Source organism: Nocardioides iriomotensis, from assembly GCF_004168035.1.
Lineage (GTDB): Bacteria > Actinomycetota > Actinomycetes > Propionibacteriales > Nocardioidaceae > Nocardioides_B > Nocardioides_B iriomotensis.
The window spans coordinates 96,472-117,607 of sequence record NZ_SDPU01000001.1 but is presented as its reverse complement, the minus strand read 5'-3'; the positions used below and the strand labels follow the sequence as shown (position 1 = coordinate 117,607).

General features: G+C 72.3%; 16 protein-coding genes. 11 read left to right on the top strand and 5 right to left on the bottom strand.

Annotation, left to right across the window (positions count from 1 at the left end):
* The first annotated feature begins 2 nt into the window (after positions 1 to 2).
* The 10 genes from ETU37_RS00550 (at position 3) to ETU37_RS00505 (ending at position 14,935) form a co-directional block, all read left to right on the top strand.
* Entirely contained in the window at positions 3 to 1,706 is a 1,704-nt protein-coding gene (locus ETU37_RS00550) for a glycerol-3-phosphate dehydrogenase/oxidase (protein ID WP_129984926.1), read from the top strand.
* A 299-nt stretch (positions 1,707 to 2,005) separates the two neighbouring features.
* Positions 2,006 to 5,386, top strand: a complete 3,381-nt coding sequence (locus ETU37_RS00545; RefSeq protein WP_129984925.1) for a polysaccharide deacetylase family protein — start codon at positions 2,006 to 2,008, stop codon at positions 5,384 to 5,386.
* 431 nt (positions 5,387 to 5,817) lie between these two features.
* Positions 5,818 to 6,918: a Gfo/Idh/MocA family protein gene (locus ETU37_RS00540; RefSeq protein ID WP_129984924.1), complete on the top strand. Its 1,101-nt coding sequence runs from the start codon at positions 5,818 to 5,820 to the stop codon at positions 6,916 to 6,918.
* Positions 6,915 to 8,060, top strand: coding sequence for a DegT/DnrJ/EryC1/StrS family aminotransferase (locus ETU37_RS00535; RefSeq protein ID WP_129984923.1), 1,146 nt, complete (start codon positions 6,915 to 6,917; stop codon positions 8,058 to 8,060). Before ETU37_RS00540 ends, ETU37_RS00535 begins: the two co-directional genes overlap by 4 nt.
* Complete coding sequence (locus ETU37_RS00530) at positions 8,057 to 8,716, top strand: acyltransferase (RefSeq protein ID WP_129984922.1); 660 nt, start codon at positions 8,057 to 8,059, stop codon at positions 8,714 to 8,716. The genes ETU37_RS00535 and ETU37_RS00530 overlap by 4 nt, the downstream gene beginning before the upstream one ends.
* Positions 8,713 to 9,396 (top strand): sugar transferase, encoded by a 684-nt coding sequence (locus tag ETU37_RS00525; protein ID WP_129984921.1) that lies wholly within the window; start codon positions 8,713 to 8,715, stop codon positions 9,394 to 9,396. Before ETU37_RS00530 ends, ETU37_RS00525 begins: the two co-directional genes overlap by 4 nt.
* Positions 9,396 to 11,036: a murein biosynthesis integral membrane protein MurJ gene (gene murJ / locus ETU37_RS00520; RefSeq protein ID WP_129984920.1), complete on the top strand. Its 1,641-nt coding sequence runs from the start codon at positions 9,396 to 9,398 to the stop codon at positions 11,034 to 11,036. The genes ETU37_RS00525 and murJ overlap by 1 nt, the downstream gene beginning before the upstream one ends.
* Entirely contained in the window at positions 11,033 to 12,511 is a 1,479-nt protein-coding gene (locus ETU37_RS00515) for a hypothetical protein (protein ID WP_129984919.1), read from the top strand. Before murJ ends, ETU37_RS00515 begins: the two co-directional genes overlap by 4 nt.
* A complete protein-coding gene (locus ETU37_RS00510; RefSeq protein WP_129984918.1) occupies positions 12,508 to 13,884 on the top strand; it encodes a tyrosine-protein kinase domain-containing protein in 1,377 nt (458 codons plus the stop codon). Before ETU37_RS00515 ends, ETU37_RS00510 begins: the two co-directional genes overlap by 4 nt.
* Positions 13,885 to 13,948: 64 nt before the next feature.
* Positions 13,949 to 14,935 carry a hypothetical protein gene (locus tag ETU37_RS00505; protein ID WP_129984917.1) on the top strand — a complete coding sequence of 329 codons (987 nt, stop codon included), beginning with the start codon at positions 13,949 to 13,951 and terminating at the stop codon, positions 14,933 to 14,935.
* Here the strand turns inward: ETU37_RS00505 and ETU37_RS00500 are convergent.
* From ETU37_RS00500 to ETU37_RS00485, 4 genes are read right to left on the bottom strand one after another with little or no spacing between them, the layout of a single operon-like run.
* Positions 14,891 to 16,147, bottom strand: coding sequence for a glycosyltransferase family 4 protein (locus tag ETU37_RS00500; RefSeq protein ID WP_165372334.1), 1,257 nt, complete (start codon positions 16,145 to 16,147; stop codon positions 14,891 to 14,893). The genes ETU37_RS00505 and ETU37_RS00500 overlap by 45 nt on opposite strands.
* Before the next feature lies 1 nt (position 16,148).
* Positions 16,149 to 17,609, bottom strand: coding sequence for a polysaccharide deacetylase family protein (locus tag ETU37_RS00495; RefSeq protein ID WP_129984915.1), 1,461 nt, complete (start codon positions 17,607 to 17,609; stop codon positions 16,149 to 16,151).
* Between the two features lie 26 nt (positions 17,610 to 17,635).
* On the bottom strand, positions 17,636 to 18,847 hold the full coding sequence (locus ETU37_RS00490; protein WP_129984914.1) for a carboxylate--amine ligase: 1,212 nt from the start codon (positions 18,845 to 18,847) through the stop codon (positions 17,636 to 17,638).
* The gene (locus tag ETU37_RS00485; RefSeq protein WP_129984913.1) at positions 18,844 to 20,067 is read right to left on the bottom strand and encodes an FAD-dependent oxidoreductase; all 1,224 of its coding nucleotides are present in this window, start codon (positions 20,065 to 20,067) and stop codon (positions 18,844 to 18,846) included. The genes ETU37_RS00490 and ETU37_RS00485 overlap by 4 nt, the downstream gene beginning before the upstream one ends.
* Positions 20,068 to 20,459: 392 nt before the next feature.
* Between ETU37_RS00485 and ETU37_RS00480 the strand changes: the two genes are divergently transcribed.
* Complete coding sequence (locus ETU37_RS00480) at positions 20,460 to 20,669, top strand: BldC family transcriptional regulator (RefSeq protein ID WP_129984912.1); 210 nt, start codon at positions 20,460 to 20,462, stop codon at positions 20,667 to 20,669.
* A 245-nt stretch (positions 20,670 to 20,914) separates the two neighbouring features.
* On the opposite strand, the gene ETU37_RS22980 is transcribed toward ETU37_RS00480, so the two are convergent.
* Positions 20,915 to 21,073, bottom strand: a complete 159-nt coding sequence (locus ETU37_RS22980; RefSeq protein ID WP_165372333.1) for a hypothetical protein — start codon at positions 21,071 to 21,073, stop codon at positions 20,915 to 20,917.
* Positions 21,074 to 21,136: the final 63 nt, after the last annotated feature.

The following is a 21,136-nucleotide window of genomic DNA, read 5'->3' as shown; positions in this document are numbered from 1 at the left end:
ACATGAGCTCCCCGGTCGCGCTGAGCCCGTCCGCCCGCGACGCCGCGCTCGCGGCGATGGAGTCAGAGGAGCTCGACGTCCTCGTGGTCGGCGGCGGCGTGGTCGGCACCGGCACCGCGCTCGACGCGGTCACCCGCGGTCTGACGACCGGCCTGCTGGAGCAGCGCGACTTCGCCTCCGGCACCTCGTCACGGTCGAGCAAGCTGATCCACGGCGGGCTGCGCTACCTCGAGATGCTGGACTTCGGTCTGGTGCGGGAGGCCTTGCAGGAAAGGGGTCTGCTGCTCACCCGGCTCGCCCCGCACCTCGTCCGGCCGGTGCCGTTCCTCTACCCGCTCACCCACCGCGGCTGGGAGCGGCCCTACGTCGGCGCCGGTCTCACGCTCTACGACGGCATGGCGATCGTCGGCCGCTACGACAACGGGCTGCCCCGCCACCGGCACCTCACCCGCCGCGGGGTCGCCCGCGTGGCGCCCGACATCCGCACCGACGGGATCACGGGTGCGCTGCAGTACTGGGACGCCCAGGTCGACGACGCCCGGCTGGTCGTGACCATCGCCCGCACGGCCGCGACGTACGGCGCGCACGTGGCGAGCCGGGTCAAGGTGGTCGGCTTCCTGCGCGAGGGCGAGCGCGTCACCGGCGCCCGCGCCGTCGACCTCGAGACCGGTCGCGAGCTGTCCGTCCGCGCTCGCGTCGTCGTCAACGCCGCCGGTGTGTGGACGGACGAGATCCAGGAGCTCGTCGGAGGTCGTGGGGCGCTCAATGTCCAAGCCAGCAAGGGGATCCACCTCGTCGTGCCGCGCGACAGGATCCGCTCCGAGAGCGGAATCATCATGCGGACCGAGACGTCGGTGCTCTTCGTCATCCCGTGGGGCCGGCACTGGATCATCGGCACGACCGACACCCCGTGGGACCTCGACAAGGCGCACCCGGCCGCGTCCCGCACCGACATCGACTACCTGCTCGCCCAGGCCAACCGGCTGCTGAAGGAGCCGCTCGGCCACGAGGACGTCGAGGGCGTGTACGCCGGCCTCCGCCCGCTGCTGACCGGCGAGTCCGAGCCGACCAGCCGCATCTCGCGCGAGCACACCGTCGTGACACCGGTGCCCGGGCTGGTGATCATCGCCGGCGGCAAGCTGACGACGTACCGCGTCATGGGTGTCGACGCGGTCGACGCCGCCGCGCACTCGTTGGGCGGGACCGTGCCCGACTCGATCACCGACCGGGTGCCCCTGGTCGGTGCCGACGGCTGGGAGACGCGCACGAACCAACGTGCCCGGCTCGCCCGCGAGTCCGGCCTGCACCGGGCGCGGATCGACCACCTCCTCGGCTGCTACGGCGGGATGGTCGACGAGGTGCTCGCACTGGTCGCCGAGCGGCCGGAGCTCGCGGCGCCCCTCGACGGTGCCGAGGACCACTTGCGGGCCGAAGTCGTCTACGCCGTGACCCACGAGGGCGCGCGGCACCTCGACGACGTGCTCACCCGCCGCACGCGGATCTCCATCGAGACGTTCGACCGCGGCGTCAAGGCCGCGCGGCCGGCCGCGGTGCTGATGGCCGATGCGCTCGGCTGGGACGGCGCCCGGCTCGACGACGAGGTGGACCACTACCTCCGCAGGGTCGAGGCCGAGCGGCAGAGCCAGCGGACCGGCACCGACCGCGAGGCCGACGAGGCGCGGGTGAGCGCGCCCGACATCGTCTGAGGAACGAAATCCGTCCGGAAATCGGCCGGGTCACTTTCCGACGCGCCGCACCACCCGTTCGGGCCATGTCGCCCTCGGTGTCAATGGCACCACCGCCGTCATCTCGGCGGGATCCGTGGCCGGGTGACTTCCGGTGAACCTGAGGATTCCCAACAGATCGTGACAGTCACACGGGGGATGTCGCGTCGGGCCTCTCGTTGGTTCCATGAGCGCTCGGAGGACTGCTCCGACATGTCCGACGCGTGGCCGACACCGTCGGGGGATGAAGACGGACCGGATACGAGCGAGGGCGGGCGATCATGGGCGCGACGACGCGGCTGACCAGGCGGACGAGAGCAGGCGTGGCGGCGGTGGCCGCCCTGGTGACCGCGGCGGCGGGACTGGTGGTGACGGCTGCGCCGGTGACGGCGGCGGCACCGACCGTGGTCTCGCTGACCTTCAACGACGGGCTGAGCTCCCAGTACCGCAACGCAGCGCCCCTCCTCGAGCAGAACGGCCTGGACGGCACGTTCTACGTCGCGAGCAACTGGGTGAAGACGTTCGACTCCAACTACATGCGGTTCTACGAGCTCGACGAGCTCTACCGCCAGGGCAACGAGATCGGGGGCATGGGCAAGGACCACCAGGACCTCACCGCGACCTACGACACCGACGCGACCGCCGACCTCGCCTACAAGACCGACCAGGTGTGTGGTGACTTCCAGCAGCTCACGGCCTGGGGCTACCACCCCGCGAGCTTCAGCTACCCGTTCGGGGTGAGCAACGCCCAGGCGCAGCAGATCGTGCAGAGCTGCGGCTACCTGACCGGGCGCATGCCAGGTGGCCTGGCCGCCACCGGCCCCGACTATGCCGAGTCGGTGCCGCCGGCCCAGCCCATGGCCCTGCGCACGGCCAACCTGCCGGGCGGTGCGATCACGCTGCAGTCGCTGCAGGACGCCGTCACCGCGGCCGGGGCGAACGGCGGCGGCTGGCTGCCGTTCGCGTTCAACCGCGTGTGCAGCCAGGCCGAGTCCGGCTACAGCACCTGCATGGGGACCCCGCAGGCGATCGACCGGGACGTCTTCTCGTCCTTCCTGGTGTGGCTGAAGAGCCAGGAGGCGGAGGGCGTCACGGTGAGGACCGTCGGCGAGGTGATGGGTGCGCCGCACCCCACGCTGGAGCAGCGGCCGTTCGTCGTCAGCCTGACGTTCGACGACGGGCTGCGCTCGCAGTACAACCTGCGCCAGATCTTCGCCCGGCACAACGCGCACGGCACGTTCTACATCAACTCCGGCGCCGTCGACGCCGGCGAGCCCGGCGTCATGACGTGGCCGCAGATCCACGACCTGGCCAACGCCGGTCACGACATCGGCGGTCACACCAGCGAGCACGTCGACCTGCTGGCCTCGAACACGACCTTCGACTTCAAGTGGCACCAGACCTGTGACGACCGGGCTCGCCTGCTCGAGCAGGGCTTCAACGCGGTGAGCTTCGCGTTCCCCTTCGGTTCGATGAACGACGACACCTCCGCCCTGGCGCGAGCCTGCGGCTACCAGTCCGCCCGCAAGGCGGGCACGGTGACGTCCGACGGCCCGATCTTCTCCGAGACCATCCCGCCGACCGAGAACCCGTGGGCGATCCGCATCCTCGGCACCAACTACAACGGTGCCGTCACGCTCGAGGCACTGCAGCTCGCGGTCAACCAGGCGAGGGCGCACGGCGGCAGCTGGCTGCCCACGCTGTTCCACGAGATCTGCTACGCCGGGCAGCCCGGCTTCAGCAGCTGCATGGACGGCTACCGGCCGATCTCCGACACCACGATCGACCAGTTCCTCACCTGGCTGGAGACCTTGTCCGGACAGAACGTCAGCGTGAAGACGATCACCGACGTGATCGGCGGCGGCCAGACCGCGCCCCGCGTGGCGGTGAGCGGGCCGGCCGCCGGTGCGACCGTGAACGCGGCGCAGCCGGTCCTGAGCGGCACGGCCACCGGCAGCAGCTCGGTGTCGGTCTCGGTCTACGACGGGCCGTACTCGATGGGGACGCCGCTGGCCACCCTCACCGCCCCGGTCACCAACGGGTCGTGGTCGGTGCAGCCGGCTTCCCCGCTGCCCAGCGGCACCTACACGGTGCAGGTGGCGCAGAACTCCGGCACCGTCGGTACCAGCGTGCCGCGGACGTTCATCGTCAACGCGTCGGGCCCCGCCGACACCACGGCACCCGCGCCGACCGTGACGAGCCCGACCTCCGGCAGCACGGTGCGCACGCCCACGCCCACCCTCGCGGGCGCGGCCGGCACGGCCGCCGGCGACGACACCGCCGTGACGGTGCGCGTGTACTCCGGATCGACCGCTGCGGGCACGCCCGCGCAGACCACCACCGTCCCGGTGGGCGCCGGTGGGACGTGGTCCACGTCCGCCAACGCGCTGGCCGACGGTCCGTGGACCGTCACGGTGACCCAGGGTGATGCCGCAGGCAACCTCGCGACGAGCCCCGCCACGACGTTCAACATCGACACGACAGTGGTCGACAGCACTCCACCGGTGGTCGCGGTCACCGCGCCTGCCTCGGGTGCCACGGTGACCACCAGCACCCCGACCGTCTCCGGGACGGGTGGTACGGCGGCCGGTGACACGAACCAGGTCACCCTCCGCATCTCCCCCTCCAGCCCGGCCCAGGGCGAGGTGCAGAACCTCCAGGCCACGGTCGGCACCGACGGGTCGTGGACCGCGACTCCTGCCGCCCTCGCGGACGGCACGTGGACGGTGCAGGCCACCCAGGTCGACGCCGCCGGGAACATCGGGACGAGCACCGCCGTCACCTTCACGGTGAACACGCAACCGGCCGACACGACGGCGCCGGCGGTGACGATCACCAGCCCGGTCACGGGAAGCAGCATCTCGTCCACCTCGCTCACGGCCTCCGGCGCTGCCGGGACGCAGCAGGGGGACGCGGCGACCGTGACCCTGGACGTGTTCGCCGGGTCCGCCGCCACCGGCACGCCGGTGCGGACGACGACGGCGGCCGTCACCTCGGGCAGCTGGACGACGACGCTGACCGGCCTGGCCGCCGGCACCTACACGCTGCGGGCCCGGCAGTCCGACGCGGCCGGCAACGTCGGAACGAGCGGGCTGGTCACCGTCACGATGTCGGCACCGCCCCGGATCACCGGCGTGAACCCGGCCAACCTCGGCCAAGGGGCGAGCGCCGTCACCGTGCGGGTCAACGGCAGTGGCTTCCTCGCAGGGGCCACCGTCGCCATCGGTGGCACCGGGGTCACCTCGACCGTCACCGCGCGTACGGCGACCAGGGTCACCCTCTCGGTCTCGGTCGCAGGGGACGCGCCGACCGGGGCACGCAGCGTCACGGTGACGAACCCCAACGGCTCGACCGTCACCTGTGCCACGTGTCTGACGATCGTGGCGGGCCCGACACTCACGTCGGTCTCACCGGCCACGATCCGCCGCGGGCGCGACACGACGGTGACGCTCACGGGCACGGGGTTCACCAACCAGACCGACGTCACCGTCTCGGGCGCCGGTGTGACGGTCCGGAGCACCACCCGGCTCAGCGCCACGCGGATGACCGCCGTCCTGAGGGTCACCGCCGGGGCGGCGCTGACGACGCGATCGGTGACCGTGACGCAAGGCAACAACTTCGGCAGCTTCACCCTGGCCAACGGAGTGACCGTCGTGACCTGACGGCCACTCCCGGGAGCTCCGACCGTGAGCCGGGCCCGTGACCAGGACGCGCGAGCGTCCGGCGGTCACGGGCCCGGCCTAATGTTGCGAGAAATAGCGTCGCAAAATAGGTGTCAAGTCAGCCCGAATGAATTCTCGGGGAATACGGGGAATTCCTCTATGACGATAATTCCGTGGATGCGGTCACGGGCGACAAAACCGGCCAAGTCGGACGATCGCCGCGGGTGGTAAAGAGCCACCTACCCCATCCGGCGTAGGGGTTTGACGCCCAGCGGGTCATCGGTCGAATAAGGCGACTTCGTCATTTCCCAGACGCATTACTAATGGTGGGATGAAGCCTCCGAAAGAATTCATGCATCGGGTGCTGCCGGGCACGACTCCTCGCAGCATCCACACCTCCTGGGTGAGAGAGTGGATGGGGGAAACCTGTCGTGTCAGCTTCTGTGGGATTGCGCGTCGGAGTCGCCGGCTGCGGCTACTGGGGTTCGAAGCACGTACGAGCGCTCCGGGCGCTGGACTCGGTCGAGACGGTCACGGTGATCGACCCCAGCCCGGACCGCCACACGGCCCTGGAGCGGCACTTCCCGGGGCTCGGCCGGGCCGCCCAGCTCACGGAGGCGCTCCCCGACATCGACGCCCTGGTGATCGCCACCCCGCCGAGCACCCACGCGAGGCTCGCGCTCGAGGCGATCGCCGCCGGCAAGCACGTGCTCGTCGAGAAGCCCCTGGCGACCACGGCAGCGGACGCCCGGGCGATGGTCGACGCGGCCCAGGCGCAGGGCGTCGTCCTGATGGTCGGACACACCTTCGAGTACCACTCGGCCGTCTGGAGCCTCCGCGACATGGTGCGCAAGGGCGTGCTCGGCCGCCTGTACTACCTGCACACCGCCCGGCTCAACCTCGGTCTCTACCAGCACGACGTCAACGTCATCTTCGACCTCGCCCCGCACGACATCTCCATCCTCAACTACGTGCTGGGCGGCGAGCCGACGGCGGTCGAGTGCTGGGCGTCCCGGCACGCGCACAAGAGGCTCGAGGACGTCGCCTACCTCCGGCTCTACTACGAGGACCCCGACGTCGTCGCCAACGTGCACGTGAGCTGGCTCGACCCCTGCAAGGTCCGGCGGGTCACGATGGTCGGCAGCGAGAAGATGGTGGTGTTCGACGACCTGGCCGCCGACGAGCGCGTGCGCGTCCACGACAAGGGCGTCGCCCAGACCCAGACCGAGGGCGACCTGACACAGCCGCCCATGTCCTACCGCTACGGCGACGTCGTGGCGCCCTACCTGGTCGTCAACGAGCCCCTCTCCCTCGAGGACGAGCACTTCGTCGACTGCGCCCTGACCGGCATGCGGCCGACCACCGACGGGCAGAACGGCCTCGCCGTGGTCGAGGTGCTGGAGGCGGCGCAGCTGTCGTCCCAGCTCCGCCGGGCGGTGCAGCTCTCCGAGGTGCGCGAAGGCGCCCTGCCGCCGGCGGAGACCGCCATTCCGCGGCAGACGGTGCCCACCGCCATCGAGCGGGTCCGATGAGCCGGGCGGGGGCCGCGGCGTCGCTCGACGCCATCCCCTTCCTCGACCTGTCCGGGACCACGCAGGCCGTCCGGGACGAGGTGCTCGCGCGCTGGAACGGCCTGCTCGACGTCAACGCGTTCGTCGGCGGGGAGGCCGTGCAGCGCTTCGAGGACGCGTGGGCGGCGTACTGCGACCGGCGCTACGCCATCGGCATGGCCAACGGGACCGACGCGCTGCACCTGTCGATGCGGGCGCTCGGGATCGGTCCGGGCGACGAGGTCGTCGTCCCGGCCAACACGTTCGTCGCGACCGCGGAGGCGGTCGTCCTCGCCGGTGCCCAGCCGGCCTTTGCGGACGTCGACCCGGACACCCTCCTGCTCACCCCCGAGACCCTGGCCGCCGCGGTGACCCCCCGCACCCGAGCGGTCGCGGTGGTGCACCTCTACGGCCAGATGCCCGACATGGACGCGCTGTGCCGGACGGCCGACGAGCTCGACCTCCTCGTGATCGAGGACATGGCCCAGGCCCAGGGAGCCGCCTGGCGCGGCCGCCGGGCGGGTTCCTTCGGCGCGGCCGGGTGCACCAGCTTCTACCCCGGCAAGAACCTCGGTGCCTTCGGTGACGCCGGTGCCGTGGTGACCGACGACCCGGAGCTGGCCCAGACGCTGCGGGCACTGCGCGACCACGGCCGTGCCGGCGGCACGGCCCACCACGACCACGCCTACGTGGGCACGAACAGCCGCCTCGACGCCCTGCAGGCCGTCGTGCTCGAGGCGAAGCTGTCGCGGCTCGACGACTGGAACACCCGACGTCGCGATGTCGCGGCGGTCTACCACGAGCTCCTGGACCGCACGGTCGTCCGGCCCGTCTCCGAGCTGGAGGGCAGCCGCGGTGTCTATCACCTCGCCGTGGTCCGCGTCCACGACCGCGACCGGGTCAGGTCGGAGCTCGCCGAGCTCGGGATCGGGACCGGCATCCACTACGCGACGCCCTGCCACCTGATGTCGCCGTACCGCCACCTGACCGACCGGCCCCTCCCGACGGTCGAGGCCGACGCCGCGCAGCTGCTGTCGCTGCCGATGTCGCCGTTCCTGTCCGTCGAGGACGCCGAGCGGGTCGCCAAGACCGTCAACGAGGTCGCCGCGCGGGACCTGCGATGACCATCGGGATCGAGGTCGGCCCGGGCCTGAACGCCGACCAGGACGTGCTCATCGGCTACCACGTGGCGCGCGACGTCGACCAGCACCTGACCCTCGGCGGCGGTGCCAACCTGCGCAGCGGCACGGTGATCTACGTCGGCAGCGAGATCGGCGAGCGGTTCGAGACCGGGCACCACGTGATCGTCCGCGAGCAGTGCCGCATCGGTGACGACGTCTCGCTGTGGAGCAACACGGTGGTGGACTACGGCTGCCGGCTCGGGTCGCGGGTCAAGATCCACAGCAACTGCTACGTCGCGCAGCACACCGAGATCGACGACGACGCCTTCCTGGCCCCGGGCGTGACGCTGGCCAACGACCTGTACCCCGGTCAGGCCGACTCGGCGCGGCTGATGTCCGGGCCCCGCATCGGCGCCGGGGCGCAGCTCGGCGTCAACGTCACCGTGCTGCCGTTCGTCCGCATCGGCGAGGGCACCCTGGTCGGTGCGGGCTCCGTCGTCACGCGAGACCTGCCGGCGGGCGTGGTCGCCTACGGCAATCCCGCCACGATCCACGGCGAGGTCTCCCACCTCGCCGACGTCGCCGGACGGGTCCAGGAGGACGCGACGTCGTTCTCCCGGTACCGGTTCGTCAATGGTTCCCTGGGGAGGTCCGGATGAGCACGGACCAAGCCCGGGAGGTGGCAGCCCCCCGCCACCGAGGCCGCCTCCGTCCGTCCCCCCGTGGGCGTGAGGCGGCCGTCCGGGGGCTCGACCTCCTGATCGCCTGCGGCGTGCTGTTCCTCGCCGCGCCGCTGATCGTCGGCGTGTACCTCCTCGTGGTGCTCTCCAGCCGCGGAGGTGGCTGGTTCCGGCAGGTGCGCGTCGGGGCGCGGCGGCAGGAGTTCGTGATGTACAAGTTCCGGACGATGCGGCGCGACTCCGACCCGGCGATCCACGCGGAGTACGTGACCCGGTTGCTGCGCGGCGAGGTGGAGCCGGAGGGCGGGCTCTACAAGCTCTCCGACGACCCCCGCGTCACCCGGGTCGGCGCCTTCCTGCGGCGGACCAGCCTCGACGAGCTCCCGCAGCTCTTCAACGTGCTGAGGGGTGAGATGTCGATCGTCGGGCCGCGCCCCTGCCTGCCCGGCGAGATGGTCGAGTTCCCGCCCTGGGCGTCCCCCCGCTTCGACGTACGGCCCGGTCTGACCGGGCTGTGGCAGGTGAGCGGCCGCAACCGCCTGACCATGACCGAAGGGCTCCGGCTCGACGTGGACTACGTCGCGCATCGCACGTTGCTGCTGTACCTCGTGATCCTGCTCCGCACCCTCCCGGCGGTGCTCGAACGCGGAGCACGCTGATGACTGCCACGAGGGAGGAGTTCTCGGGCACTGCCCGCGACTCCCTCGTGGCCGGTGTGGGGACGGCGGTCAGCCGGCTCACCGGGGTGGCGCGGGTCGTGATGGTCGGCGGCGTGCTGGGCCCCACCACGTTCGGCGACACGTTCCAGCTGACCAACTCGCTGCCCAACCTCGTCTACTACGGGTTCCTCGCCGGGTCGCTGTTCGCCTCGCTGCTCGTGCCAGCCCTGGTCCGGCACGTCGACGCGGGAGACCCGGACCGGACGGCGCGGGTCAGCGGCGGCTTCCTCGGGTTCTCCTGGCTGGCGATGCTGGTCCTGGTCCCGGTCGTCGTCCTCGTGATCCCGACGGCCATCGGGCTGCTCGCGCCCGGCGGCGAGGCCGCGGTGGCCACGCAGACCGACCAGGCCCGGCTGCTGCTCCTGCTGATGTGCCCGCAGGTGTTCCTCTACGCGCTGTCCGGCGCCTCGGCATCCGTCCTCAACGCCCACCGTCGGTTCGCCCTGGCCGCACTCGCCCCCGCTGTCGAGAACGTCGGGATGATCGCGATGCTGGCGGCCACGTGGCTGGTCTACGGCTCGGTCGCCGAGCAGGGCGGCCAGCCCACCGGTGTGCTGGTGCTGCTCGGACTCGGCTCGACCACCGCGGTCGCGGCCAACGCCGCGCTGGCGTGGGCGGGAGCCCGTTCCTCGGGGGTGACGGTGCGGCCACGGGCCGGGTGGCGCGACCCCGAGGTGATGTCGGTCGTGCGACGCGCCGTCCGCGCCGTGGTGCAGGCAGGTCTTCTCGCCCTCCAGATGCTGGTCCTGCTGCTGCTCGCCGGACGTGCCGCGGGAGGCACCGTCGCGCTCCAGATGGTCTTCAACTTCTACTCCCTCCCCATCGAGCTCGTCGCCACGCCGGTGGGGCTCGCGCTCATCCCGCGGCTGTCCCGGATGCACCGGGCCCGGCAGGCGCGGGACTTCCGCGAGACCTACCTCGAGGGACTCGACCTCGCGCTGTTCCTGGCCGTCCCGGCCGCGATCGGCTACGTCCTGCTGGCGGGACCGGTCGCCCACTCGATCGCCGTCGGCGCGATGGCCTCGGCCGCCGGGGTCGGCATGATGGCCGGCGCGCTCGCGACGATCGCCCCGGGCATCGTCGGCCAGACCGCGTTCTACATCTCGATGCAGGCCGCCTACGCCCGGCAGGACACGCGCACCCCCCTGGTGTCCATGAGCATCCAGACCGCCGTGTGCCTCTCCCTGGCGCTGGCCACGCTCGCCGTACCGGGGGAGCAGGCGGTGCGCCTCCTGGGTGCGGCGTACGCCGCCGGAGCGCTCGTCGGCGGCCTGCACCTGACCCGCGCCATGATCCGCCGGAGCGAGCTGCCCGCGCGCCGGCTGGCGCCGCTCGCGCTGCGGCTGTCCGTGGGCGCGCTGGCGATGGCCCTCCCCGTGCTCGTCGTCGCGGAGGTGCTGGTCGCGAACGTGGGCGGCCGGGCCGGGTGGCTCCTGTCGCTGGTGCTCGGCACCCTCGTCGGCGCGGTCGTGTTCCTGGGGGTGCAGCTCGTGATGCGCTCACCGGAGCTGGCCGCCCTGCGCCACGGCGTCCGGGGCAAGGCCTCCCGGCAGGTGCTGACCGAGGAGGTCGTGCAGTGAGCGGCTATCTCGAGAGCAGGCGCGCACCGGTGACGCCGGCCGCCGCCCTCGTCGTCGTGACCGCGTTCGCAGCCGTCGCCCTGGGGGTGGTCGTCGCCCGGATCCCGGTGATGGCGGCCGGGGCGGTCGCCGCGGTGGCGCTCGGAGCCCTCATCTGGGTACGTCCCGCCACCGCCGCGCTCCTCGTCATCGGTGTCACCCCGCTCGTCGCCGGCATCGACCGCGACCGTCTGGTCCCCGGGCTCCGGCCGAACGAGGCCGTGGTGGTGTTCGTCGCCGGCGTCCTGGCGCTGCGCGCGGTGGCGATGATGCCGCTCGGACACCGCCTCACGCTGCGGCTGAGCAAGGTCGAGTGGACCTTGGTGGCGATGGCCGTGTGCGCGTCGTTCGTGCCCCTCGCCTTCATGTACGTCCGGGGTCGGCACCCGACGGGGGACGACTTCAGCCACGCGCTGGTGCTGTGGAAGTTCCTCGTCGGCTACGCCGTCGTCCGCGCGTCGGTCACCACCCAGTCCCAGGTCCGGTGGGCGCTCGTCACGTCCGTGGTGACGGCGGCGGTGGTCGCGGTCATCGGCATCCTCCAGGCGCTCGACCTCCTCGGCGTGCGCGAGCTGCTCCGGCCGCTGTACACGCCGTTCGGGTACGACGCCGCGCTCGAGCAGCCGCGCGGTGGCTCCACGATCGGCCTTCCGGCGGCGACGGCCGACCTGCTGGTGATGAACCTCGCGGTGGTCGCCGGCCTCTGGTGGAAGGCGCGTCGGCACCCGGTGCTGCTCCTCGGGGCCGGCGGTGTCTTCGTGCTCGGGACGTTCGCCGCCGCGGAGTTCTCCAGTGCACTCGGGCTCGTCGTCGGCGTCGTCTGCGTGGCGGCCGCCCTGCGCCGCCTCGACCTGTTGAAGTACGCGCCCGTCGGTGGGGCCATCGGCCTGCTGGCGGTCTGGCCCGTGGTCGAGCACCGGCTTGCCGGCTTCCAGACCGTGCACGGCCTGCCGGTGAGCTGGACGACGCGGCTCACGAACCTGCAGACCTACTTCTGGCCCGAGCTGCTGTCCGGGAACAACCTGCTGCTGGGCGTCCGGCCGGCGGCCCGGGTCGAGGTGGCGAGCGAGGGCCTCGGGTACGTCTGGATCGAGAGCGGTTACACGTGGCTCCTGTGGGGCGGTGGCCTGCCGCTGTTCGCGTCGTACGTCGTCTTCCTGGTCGTCAGCCTGCGCTGGCTGTGGCGCCGCATCGGTGGGCTCCCGTCGTGGAGCTCCGTGGCAGCGCTCGGCGCGTTCACCGGCATCGCCGTCGGTGCCGTGCTGATGAACTTCGACCCGCACCTGACCTACCGCGCTGCCGCGGACTGCCTGTTCTCCCTGCTGGCCCTCGCCGCGGTGGCGGGAGCAGCGAACGGGCCGTCGCCTCCCGACACCGGGGCCGAGCCGGCCCGCACCGACATCGCCAACCGTCGCACCACAGGGGAAAGACCATGAACGACACAGCAATGAACCGAAGTCCGGTCAGCGGCGTGCTTCGCACGTTCCTCTGGCCGATCCTGGCCGTGGCCGTGCTGACGAGCCTCACGGCCGGCTGGGTCCTCGCGTCCCAGCCGCCGGAGTACGTCTCGTCGGGCGCTGTCCTGGTCGGCCCCGACAACGCGGAGAGCGGTGCGCCGATCCTTCCGCAGATGGGGACCGAGCGGGAGGTCGCCCTGTCCGCCGAGGTGGCCGAGCGGGCCGCATCGTCGCTGAACATGTCGACGTCCGCGGCCAGTGCGGGCCTGGACATCACGGTCCCGGTGGACGCCCAGGTCCTCGACTTCGTCTACACCGCGTCGACGCCCGTCGCGGCCCGCGCGGGTGCGGAGGCGTTCGCGCAGGCCTACGTCGAGTACCGCAACCTCGACCTGAAGAACCCGGTGGCGCAGGTGATCACCGAGCCGGTCCTGCCCTCCGCGCCGTCGCCTCCCAACTACGCCGTCGTGGTGGTGCTCGCTCTCATGGTCGGTCTGGCCCTCGGCTTCGCGGCCGCCTTCCTCTGGGACATGCTCCGCGGTCACCTGCGCGGGCCTGCCGACACCGCCCGGGTCACGGGCGCCGAGGTCCTCCTGTCGGTCCCCGCGCGGGCGAAGGTCCAGGCGCCGCTCGAGCACGGACCAGGTGGGTTCGGCCACCTCGCGGCCCGGCTCAGCAACCTCATCGGTCAGCGGAGCAAGAACGTCACGCTCATGGTCACCTCGCCGCGACGCGGTGCCGGCGCGACCACCGTCGCGACCAACCTCGCGGTGGCGCTGGCCGACGTCGGACGGGACGTGGTGCTCGTGTCGGGCAACCAGCGACGGCCCGACCTGCACCGGGTCCTGGGCCTCGAGCGGGCTCCGGGCGTGGTCGAGGTGCTGCACGGCGAGAGCAGCCTGATCTCCGCGGTCCAGTTCACGTCCCACCCCAACCTGCGCGTGCTGGCGGCGGGAACCTCGTCGGGCATGTCCCGGGTGGACATCGACGACTACCTGGCGGTCGTCAAGCGGCTGGCCGCGAAGGCTGTCGTCGTCATCGACGCGGCACCGGTGCTCGAGCTGCCCGACACGATGCTGGTGGGCAACGCCTGCGACCTCACCGTCCTCGTCGTCGACGCCCGAGCAAGCAGCCGCAAGGACGCCGCGCTGGCCGCCGACACGTTGCGCGGCCTTCCCGGAAGCCTGGTCGGCGTCGTGGCCAACCGCCCGCGGCTGCCGCGCCGGCGGGCCGCGTCACGACCGGATGCCGGAGCCGGGCCTCCGGACTCCGACCCGTCGGTCGTGCCCGCCGAGCCGGTGGAGCCCGTGACGCCCACCGCCGAGCGGGGCGCCGCGCGGAATGCGTCCTGAGCTGAGGCGACCGGCCGGCCGCCCTCGTGGACGTCACGTCCGCGGGCGGACCGGCCGGAAGGTCGTGCTGGTACTGCTCACCGTCACCCTGCTGGCGGCGGCACCCCTGGGCCTGATGATCTCGGACGGCGACGAGGGCCCGGCTCCCGGGCACCGGCCGCCCCCCGAGGCGGGGTACTTCCAGCTCGTGCCGGCCGGGTCGTGGGCGCAGCTGCCCGACGACCCCACCTGCGAGGCCCGGGTGCACCGCTCGACGTGGGAGCCCCGTCCCGACAACAGTGCCCCGAACCGCACCGTGCCGGACCAGGACGCGGTCCGCGCGGCGTTGGCGAGCCGTCCGCGCAGCGGGGAGGCGGAGGGCTACGACCCGCGCTTCGACAGCTGGCTCCTGGCGCGGGTGACCGGGCGCCACACCGGCACCACCGACGAGAACATCCAGTGGGCGGCGTGCAAGTGGGGGCTACCGGACAACCTCCTCCGGGCGATCGCCGTACGGGAGTCGACGTGGTACCAGGGCGAGCAGTACCCCGCGGGCCGGTGCGTGCCCACCCTCGGCTGCGGGGACATGGTGGAGGACGCCGACGCCGCGACCCGGGTCTACTGCCGCGGCCTCAGCCGCTTCGGGCACGACTACCAGGCGGACCAGGGCGTGGGTGTCTGCCCCAAGACGTTCTCCATCACCGGGGTGATGGCGTGGCAGGACCCCCGCTGGGGGGTCATGGACGGCAACCAGAACGGCACGTTCCCGTTCAGCCGTGACTCGACGGCGTTCGCGCTCGACTACCTGGGCTCGTTCCTCCGCGGCTGCTACGAGGGCTGGGTCCCCTGGCTGGCCACCACGGGTGACGGCAGCTACGCGGCCGGGGACCTCGATGGCTGCGTCGGTGCCTGGTACGCCGGGGAGTGGCGCTCGCCACCGGCCCTCGAGTACCTCGGACTGGTCGAGCAGGCGGAGGAGGACCACACCTGGCTCAGCGTCGAGTTCGGGCTGCACGACCCGCCGTGCTCACCGACCTACGGGTGTCCCGTGGGGCCGGGCCGGGCTGACTGAGCCGTCGGCGGGACCCACCGCCCGGACGTACTCCGGGGACTGCCGCTCCCAGCTCAGCCAGTCGCGCACGCGCTCCCGGCCAGCCCGACCGAGCATCTCCCGTCGACCCGGGTCGTCCAGCAGGGCGACCAGGGCCCGCGCCAGGGCGACCTCGTCGCCCGCGGGGACCAGCGCGCCGGCCCCCTCGGTGATGGCTCGGGTCTCGGGCAGGTCGAACGACACCACGGGCAGGCCGCAACCCATGTACTCCATCGCCTTGACCGGGGAGACCTCTTCCTGGAGGGAGGTGTCGAGACCCAGGTCCGCGGTGACGAGGTGCGCGAACACCTCCTGCTCGGGCAGCCAGTCGGTGAAGTGCACCCAGCGGTCGAGCCCCAGCTCGGTGGCCTGCCGGCGGAGGTCGTCGAGGCACTCGCCGTCGCCGAGGATCGCGAACCCGCAGTCGGTGCGGCCCATCGCGTGCACGACGTGGTCGGCCACCCGCAGCACGAGATCGACCCGGTCCTGGGGCCCCATCTTCCCGGCCCAGCAGACCAGGTGCCGGTGGCCGCGACGCAGGGCGTCGTCGGGGACCGCCCGCTCGGCGCGGGCGTGCACGGGTCCGTTGCGGACGACCGAGACCTGGGACGGGTCGGCACCCGCCTCCACCAGACGCCTCCGGAGGTGCTCGTTGACGGTGACGGTGTGGTGGGCTACCCGCTGCGTACGGCGCTCCAGCCAGCGCAGCGCGGCGTCGAGGACGGCCGGAGGACGGCCGTCGTACCGCGAGGCGAGCAGCTCCGGCATCAGGTCGCGCTGGTCGACCACCACGCGCGCGCCTGCGAGGCGCAGCAGCCACGCCAGGGGGAAGTAGACGTCGGGCGGCTGGCAGAGCTGGAGCACGTCGATCCGCCCGCGGGCGCGAAGCCGGGCCAGGTGCACGGCCGCCCAGCCGAAGGAGACGAGGTACTCGACCGCGAACCCCGCCGCGCCGCGCGGTTCGGGCGGCTCCGGGTACTCCAGCAGGCGGATCTCCGCTCGTCCCCGGTAGCGGCTGTTGTCGGGGGACCGCCGGGTCACGACGGAGACCCGGAAGCCGGCCGTCGTGAGGTCGTCGATCTGCTTGCGCAGCCGGGTGTCGACGCCGGCGGCGACGTTCTCGACGACGACGGCGACGTGCCAGTCCCGCCGGCGCGCGGTGCGGCGACGTGCGGGACCGACGAGCCCGGCCACCTCAGCCCGCCCGGGTCCCGTGCGGTACGGCCGAGGAGGCCGGGTCGCCGAGCAGGCGGACGCCGGCACGACCGGCGGCCGGTCCCCGGACCGTCCAGCCGTCGCCGTCCCTCCGCACGTCCGAGGCGGCGCGCTCCCGCCACCAGCGGGCCGCGTCGCGCGCGAGCGGCTGCCACATGGTCGTGTCGCCGGCCACCTCCTCGAGCAGCGCACGCCACTCGCGCGCCATGTGGGGGTTGCGCGCGTAGTCGGGGTGCGCCAGCACCAGCGCCAGGCCGCCGCGCTCTCGCAGCGCCCCGACCTTCCGCCGCCAGGTGCCGGCGTCGGTCTCGCGGAGGATCTCGAAGAGGGTGTGGTCCTGCGGGACCGTGATGGGCAGCTCGACGAGGTCGTCGATGAAGAACGGCAGGTAGGTGCAGCAGCCACCCGGCTGCGGCTCGTAGGGGTCGGTGTCGGTGTACGACGCGTCGTACTCGAAGCCGAGGAGGGGCATCAGCGACCAGGCCCGCTGCGTCGCCGGCGACCGGAAGCCGACGGCTCCCCAGGCCGCCGCGTTGCGGCGGATCGCCGGGAGCCGGCGCATCAGGTGCCGGCGCGAGGCCAGGTCGCGGCCGTCGTGGCGGAGGCCGTGCACGCCCACCTCGCATCCGTCGGCCTCCGTCCGCTGCACGAGCGCGGCGTCCACGTCGTACCGCTCCGGGACGAAGTTCCACGAGGACCGGTAGCCCAGCCGACGCTCGTCTCCGCGCAGCAGCTCCATGTCGTCGACCCCCTGCTGGGTCTCCACGTCGTGGGTGAGCACGAGGGCCCACGAGCAGCCGTCCGGCCAGGTGTCGATCGCGGGCACCTGCTCGCCGGCGAGCCCGGCCAGCAGGTCGAAGAGCCAGTCGTACATCCGGTGCAGGCCGTCCTCGACGGGCCAGGCCGGGAACGCCGCGCCGTCCTGCTGCTGGTGCCGGGCCAGGGTGCGGCGCATCCGCAGCTGCAGCGACCGCGGCATCAGGGGGCGCGCGGCGTAGTAGCCCTTGAGCGCGACCTTGCGTGCCGCCCGCACAGCCTTGGCCCGCGTGCCCAGCGCCGTGTACCGCTCGGACCACAGGCAGCGCATCACCTCGCCGGGGTCGAAGGGCAGCCAGACGTTCCCGTCGCGGTCCTGCCACACCGATGCGACCGGCGCACCCGCGCGGTCGTGGAGGTGCTCGACGGGCCGCCACTCACCGGTGGGCATCACCGCACGCGGAGCCTGCTGCGCCACGTGACCCGCCAGGGTCGACCCGGCGACCCGGAACAGGCCCGCCCACGCGTGACGGTCCGGGGTCACCGGCCAGTACAGGCTCGGTCCGCCGGCCGTCGCGTGCAGCCGGCCCCAGCCGGGCGGCAGGGACGGCCCGGCCGCCGCGCCCACCGTGTACGGGACCCGGAAGTAGTCGAGGAGCGCGAACGGCGCGGATGACTCGAACACGGGGTCGACCTCCAGGCGGGACGCGGTCACAGCCCGCGTCGGACGGCGAGATAGGGGAGCAGGGCGATCTCGTAGAGCCCCGGCAGCGGGTCGCGCCACGAGAACACCGCCTCCGTGTCGGCCCGCCGCAGGGACCTCAGGTACGGCCGCACGCGCAGCTGCCCGGCCCGGGCGTCCCGGACGGCGTTGGGCAGGTCGGTGAGCAGCCGCACCCAGTGCACCCCCGGCCGGGCGTGCGCCCGCTCGACGGGCAGCCCGAGCTGCTCGCGGAACAGGAGGTACGGGAAGTCGACCCCCGCCGCCGCGCCGAGCGAGTGGTAGCCCCAGGTCCGGGCGTTGACGTCGAGCAGCTTGGGGACGCCGTCCCTCGGGTCGCGCTTGTACTCGAGCTCGACGAGCCCGTGGTAGCCGATGGCGCGGAGGAAGCGCACCGACGGCTCGCGCAGCTCCGGCAGGTCGACGGTCTCGACGAAGGTGCTCGCGCGCCCGAAGTCGGAGGGGTGCTGCCGGCGGCGTACGACGGTCATCTCGGCGACCGACTCGCCGCCGGTGAACAACGCGCAGTACGCCACCTGGCGGTCCCCGCCGCCGGGAACGAGCTCCTGGATGATGATCTCGCCCGGACCCGTGATCGCGGCGGCCCGACGGTAGGCGTCGAGGAGCTCCTGCCGGGTGTCCACGCGCCAGGCCTTCGCCCGGGTCTCGTAGAAGAAGTGCTCCTTGATGGCGGGCTTGAGCACGACCGGCGACGTCAGGTCCACCGCGTCGAGCTCGGCCTCCGAGGTCGGGAACCAGCAGCGCGGCACGGCGACGCCCAGCGACTCGGCGACCTGGTAGGTCTGTCGCTTGTCCCACGCGGCCTCCACCGACGCGAGCGGGGGCGTGGACACCGACAGCCGCGTCGCCAGCAGGTCGCGGTTCGCCGCCACCGCCGCGACGGTCTCCTCGCGGGTCGGGTAGAGCACCCAGCCGTCGAGCTTCAGGCGGGTGGTCACGTCGAGCAGCGCGTCGACCGTGCCGGTCTCGGTGCGCAGGTCCTTCACCCGCTCCACGCGGTTCACGTACCGCGACACCCGCGCGACGGAGCGCTCGTCGTCGACCACCACGACGGGGATGCCGCGCCTGCCCAGGCTGCGTGCGATCCCCAGACCCTGGTAGTCGCCCCCGACGACGAGCGCGCCCACGCCCGGCGGTCCGGTCCGCGCCGTCCCGCGTCCGCTGGTCTGGGTGGTGGTCACAGGTCGTCGGCGACCGGCGATGGCACGGTGAAGGTGCTCGCACCGGCGGCCGCTCGTCGGTCGACGATGCTGCGGGTCAGGGACGACGCGCCGTACCAGCCGCCGGCGACGAACCGCATGATCGGCCCGAAGCTCCAGGCTGCCGGGGCGCCCAGGAAGTGCAGCCCGGGCACGCTGGACTCCATGCCGCGGCGCAGCACGGGGTAGCCGTCGACGTGCTTGATCCGGCTCACCAGCTCCGGCGACAGGAACGGGTACTTCGAGACGTCGACCCGGTAGCCGGTGCCGAACAGCACGTGGTCGACCGTGCGGGACGTGCCGTCGTCGAGCCGGACCGTGACCTTGTCGCCGCTGCCGTCGGCGGCGGTGATCCTCCGGCCGAGGTGCAGCGGCACGTCGACGAGGCGGGGCTGCAGCCACGCCGCCCCGGCCGGGCGGATGGCGCGGTAGGCCATCGGCTTCTGCGCCGCGCGGGGGAACCGGCGGAACAGGTCCGGGACAGCGACGATCCGCGAGAGCCCCATCGGGCCGACATCGGTCGGGGCGTAGACGAAGGGGGTCAGCTTGGGACCCAGCATTCGGTGGTACTTGCCGCCGTGCAGCCAGTTGATGTGGTCGGCGCGCGCCACGACCTCGACGGAGACCCCGGCCTCGTGCATGAGGGCGGCCGACTCGAGCGCGCTCTGCCCGGCGCCGACGACGAGGACCTCCTGGTCCTTGAACCGGCTCAGGTCGTCGTGGTCGGCCGTGTGCGAGACCAGCTCGCGCGGGAGGTGGGCGGCCACCTCCGGACGGTTCGTGAACGGTGCGATGCCGGCGGCGACGGCCACGGTGCGGGCCGCCATCCGCTCGCCGTCGGCCAGCGTGATCGAGAACCCGGCACCGTTCTGGTCGATGCGGGTGATCCGCCTCCGGTCGACGTCGGGGGCCGCACGTCCCTGCACCCACATGCCGTAGTCGACGAAGGCGTCCAGCGGGACCGGCAGGTGCAGGTCCGTGCCCGTGCTCTCGCAATAGCTCGTGAGGGAGAGCGGGCCGTCGTGCTCGGCGATGCTGGTGGCGGTCCAGTTCGACCGGAGCAGCATCCCCTTCGGCATCGCTTTCCAGAAGTCCAAGGGCTCGCCGAACGTGTGGACCTCCGCGCCTGCCCGGGCGAGGTGGGCGGTTGCTGCGAGCCCGTGCGGGCCCGCTCCGATAACGGCGACCTGTGCTTCTTCCACGGTCTCCCCCTTTCACTCCGCGATAATCGCGATGTCGACGTCTGGGTCAGTATGTTCACGACTTTCCATCGTGGTCACCCGTCGCGCTGATAATGGTCCGGGAATTGACCTCATCGGATGGGCGTCCTGGCTCAAGTGAGCCAGAACCCCTTGCAATATTGACGATTCGTGCGATTCGATCAGGCCGTCGCGCGAGTGGTTCGGGGCAGATGTCCGTTTCCTCGGAAATCCTCGAAAGATATCCGACCAGGTTTTTTACCAATTCCGGGATTACACGCGATTACGCCGATTGGCGGATATGCACGGACCGCCCGTTCGGGTTAGACAAGTGCTTGAGGGGAGCCCCTGCCGGCGCTCGTCCAACACGTCCGCCATGGTGCAAGGGGTTGTAGATGGAGCACGACGACACTGAGGCCCTCCTCAAGCCGGCGCAGGTAGCAGCGCTGTTCGACGTCGATCCCAAGACGGTCTCGTCCTGGGGGGATGCGGGGAAGCTCACCGTGATCAGGACCCTGGGTGGTCACCGGAGGTTCCGGAAGGCGGAGGTCCTCGCGCTGCGCAACGGCATCGCCGTCGCCGAGCGGGAGGCTCAGGACCTGTAGGCGCCGAGCAGGCCCGCCGACGCGCGGGTCTCGATTCTGCGGGTTTGTGCAGTTGCACAAACTACGGGTGGCTCTGACCGGCGTGTCCGGGCGAGGCTGGAACCCGCTGGGCAGCTCGGGGCCCGGCACGCACCCGGGCCGACGTCCCTGCTGACAGGCTCGGACACGGGAAGCACATGACACGGGCGCCGCCCGCCGGAGTCGATCCGGCGGGCGGCGCCCGTCTGTGTCGTGTCGGTGCTGGGTCAGCGGCCGGCGCGGCTCGCGCGACCCCGCCCCCGCGCGGTCCGGCGGGCGGCGCGTGCGGCGGCCGGTGAGGCCAGGCCGCGGACGGCGCGCCGACGGTCGCGGATCTGGCTCGTCGCGAGGTCGAGCATGAGCAGGGGGGCCTGTCCGGAGGACATGACGGCGACTTCTTTCTTGCTGGTCAGAGGCGGATTCATGGTGTCTTTGCGACATTTCGAGTG

What these genes read in the sequence shown, in the direction of transcription:
- ETU37_RS00550 (WP_129984926.1), top strand. Translation starts at nt 3, where the DNA reads ATGAGCTCCCCGGTCGCGCTGAGCCCGTCCGCCCGCGACGCCGCGCTC.
- ETU37_RS00545 (WP_129984925.1), top strand. Translation starts at nt 2,006, where the DNA reads ATGGGCGCGACGACGCGGCTGACCAGGCGGACGAGAGCAGGCGTGGCG.
- ETU37_RS00535 (WP_129984923.1), top strand. Translation starts at nt 6,915, where the DNA reads ATGAGCCGGGCGGGGGCCGCGGCGTCGCTCGACGCCATCCCCTTCCTC.
- ETU37_RS00530 (WP_129984922.1), top strand. Translation starts at nt 8,057, where the DNA reads ATGACCATCGGGATCGAGGTCGGCCCGGGCCTGAACGCCGACCAGGAC.
- ETU37_RS00525 (WP_129984921.1), top strand. Translation starts at nt 8,713, where the DNA reads ATGAGCACGGACCAAGCCCGGGAGGTGGCAGCCCCCCGCCACCGAGGC.
- murJ (WP_129984920.1), top strand. Translation starts at nt 9,396, where the DNA reads ATGACTGCCACGAGGGAGGAGTTCTCGGGCACTGCCCGCGACTCCCTC.
- ETU37_RS00510 (WP_129984918.1), top strand. Translation starts at nt 12,508, where the DNA reads ATGAACGACACAGCAATGAACCGAAGTCCGGTCAGCGGCGTGCTTCGC.
- ETU37_RS00480 (WP_129984912.1), top strand. Translation starts at nt 20,460, where the DNA reads ATGGAGCACGACGACACTGAGGCCCTCCTCAAGCCGGCGCAGGTAGCA.
- ETU37_RS22980 (WP_165372333.1), bottom strand. Translation starts at nt 21,073, where the DNA reads ATGTCCTCCGGACAGGCCCCCCTGCTCATGCTCGACCTCGCGACGAGC.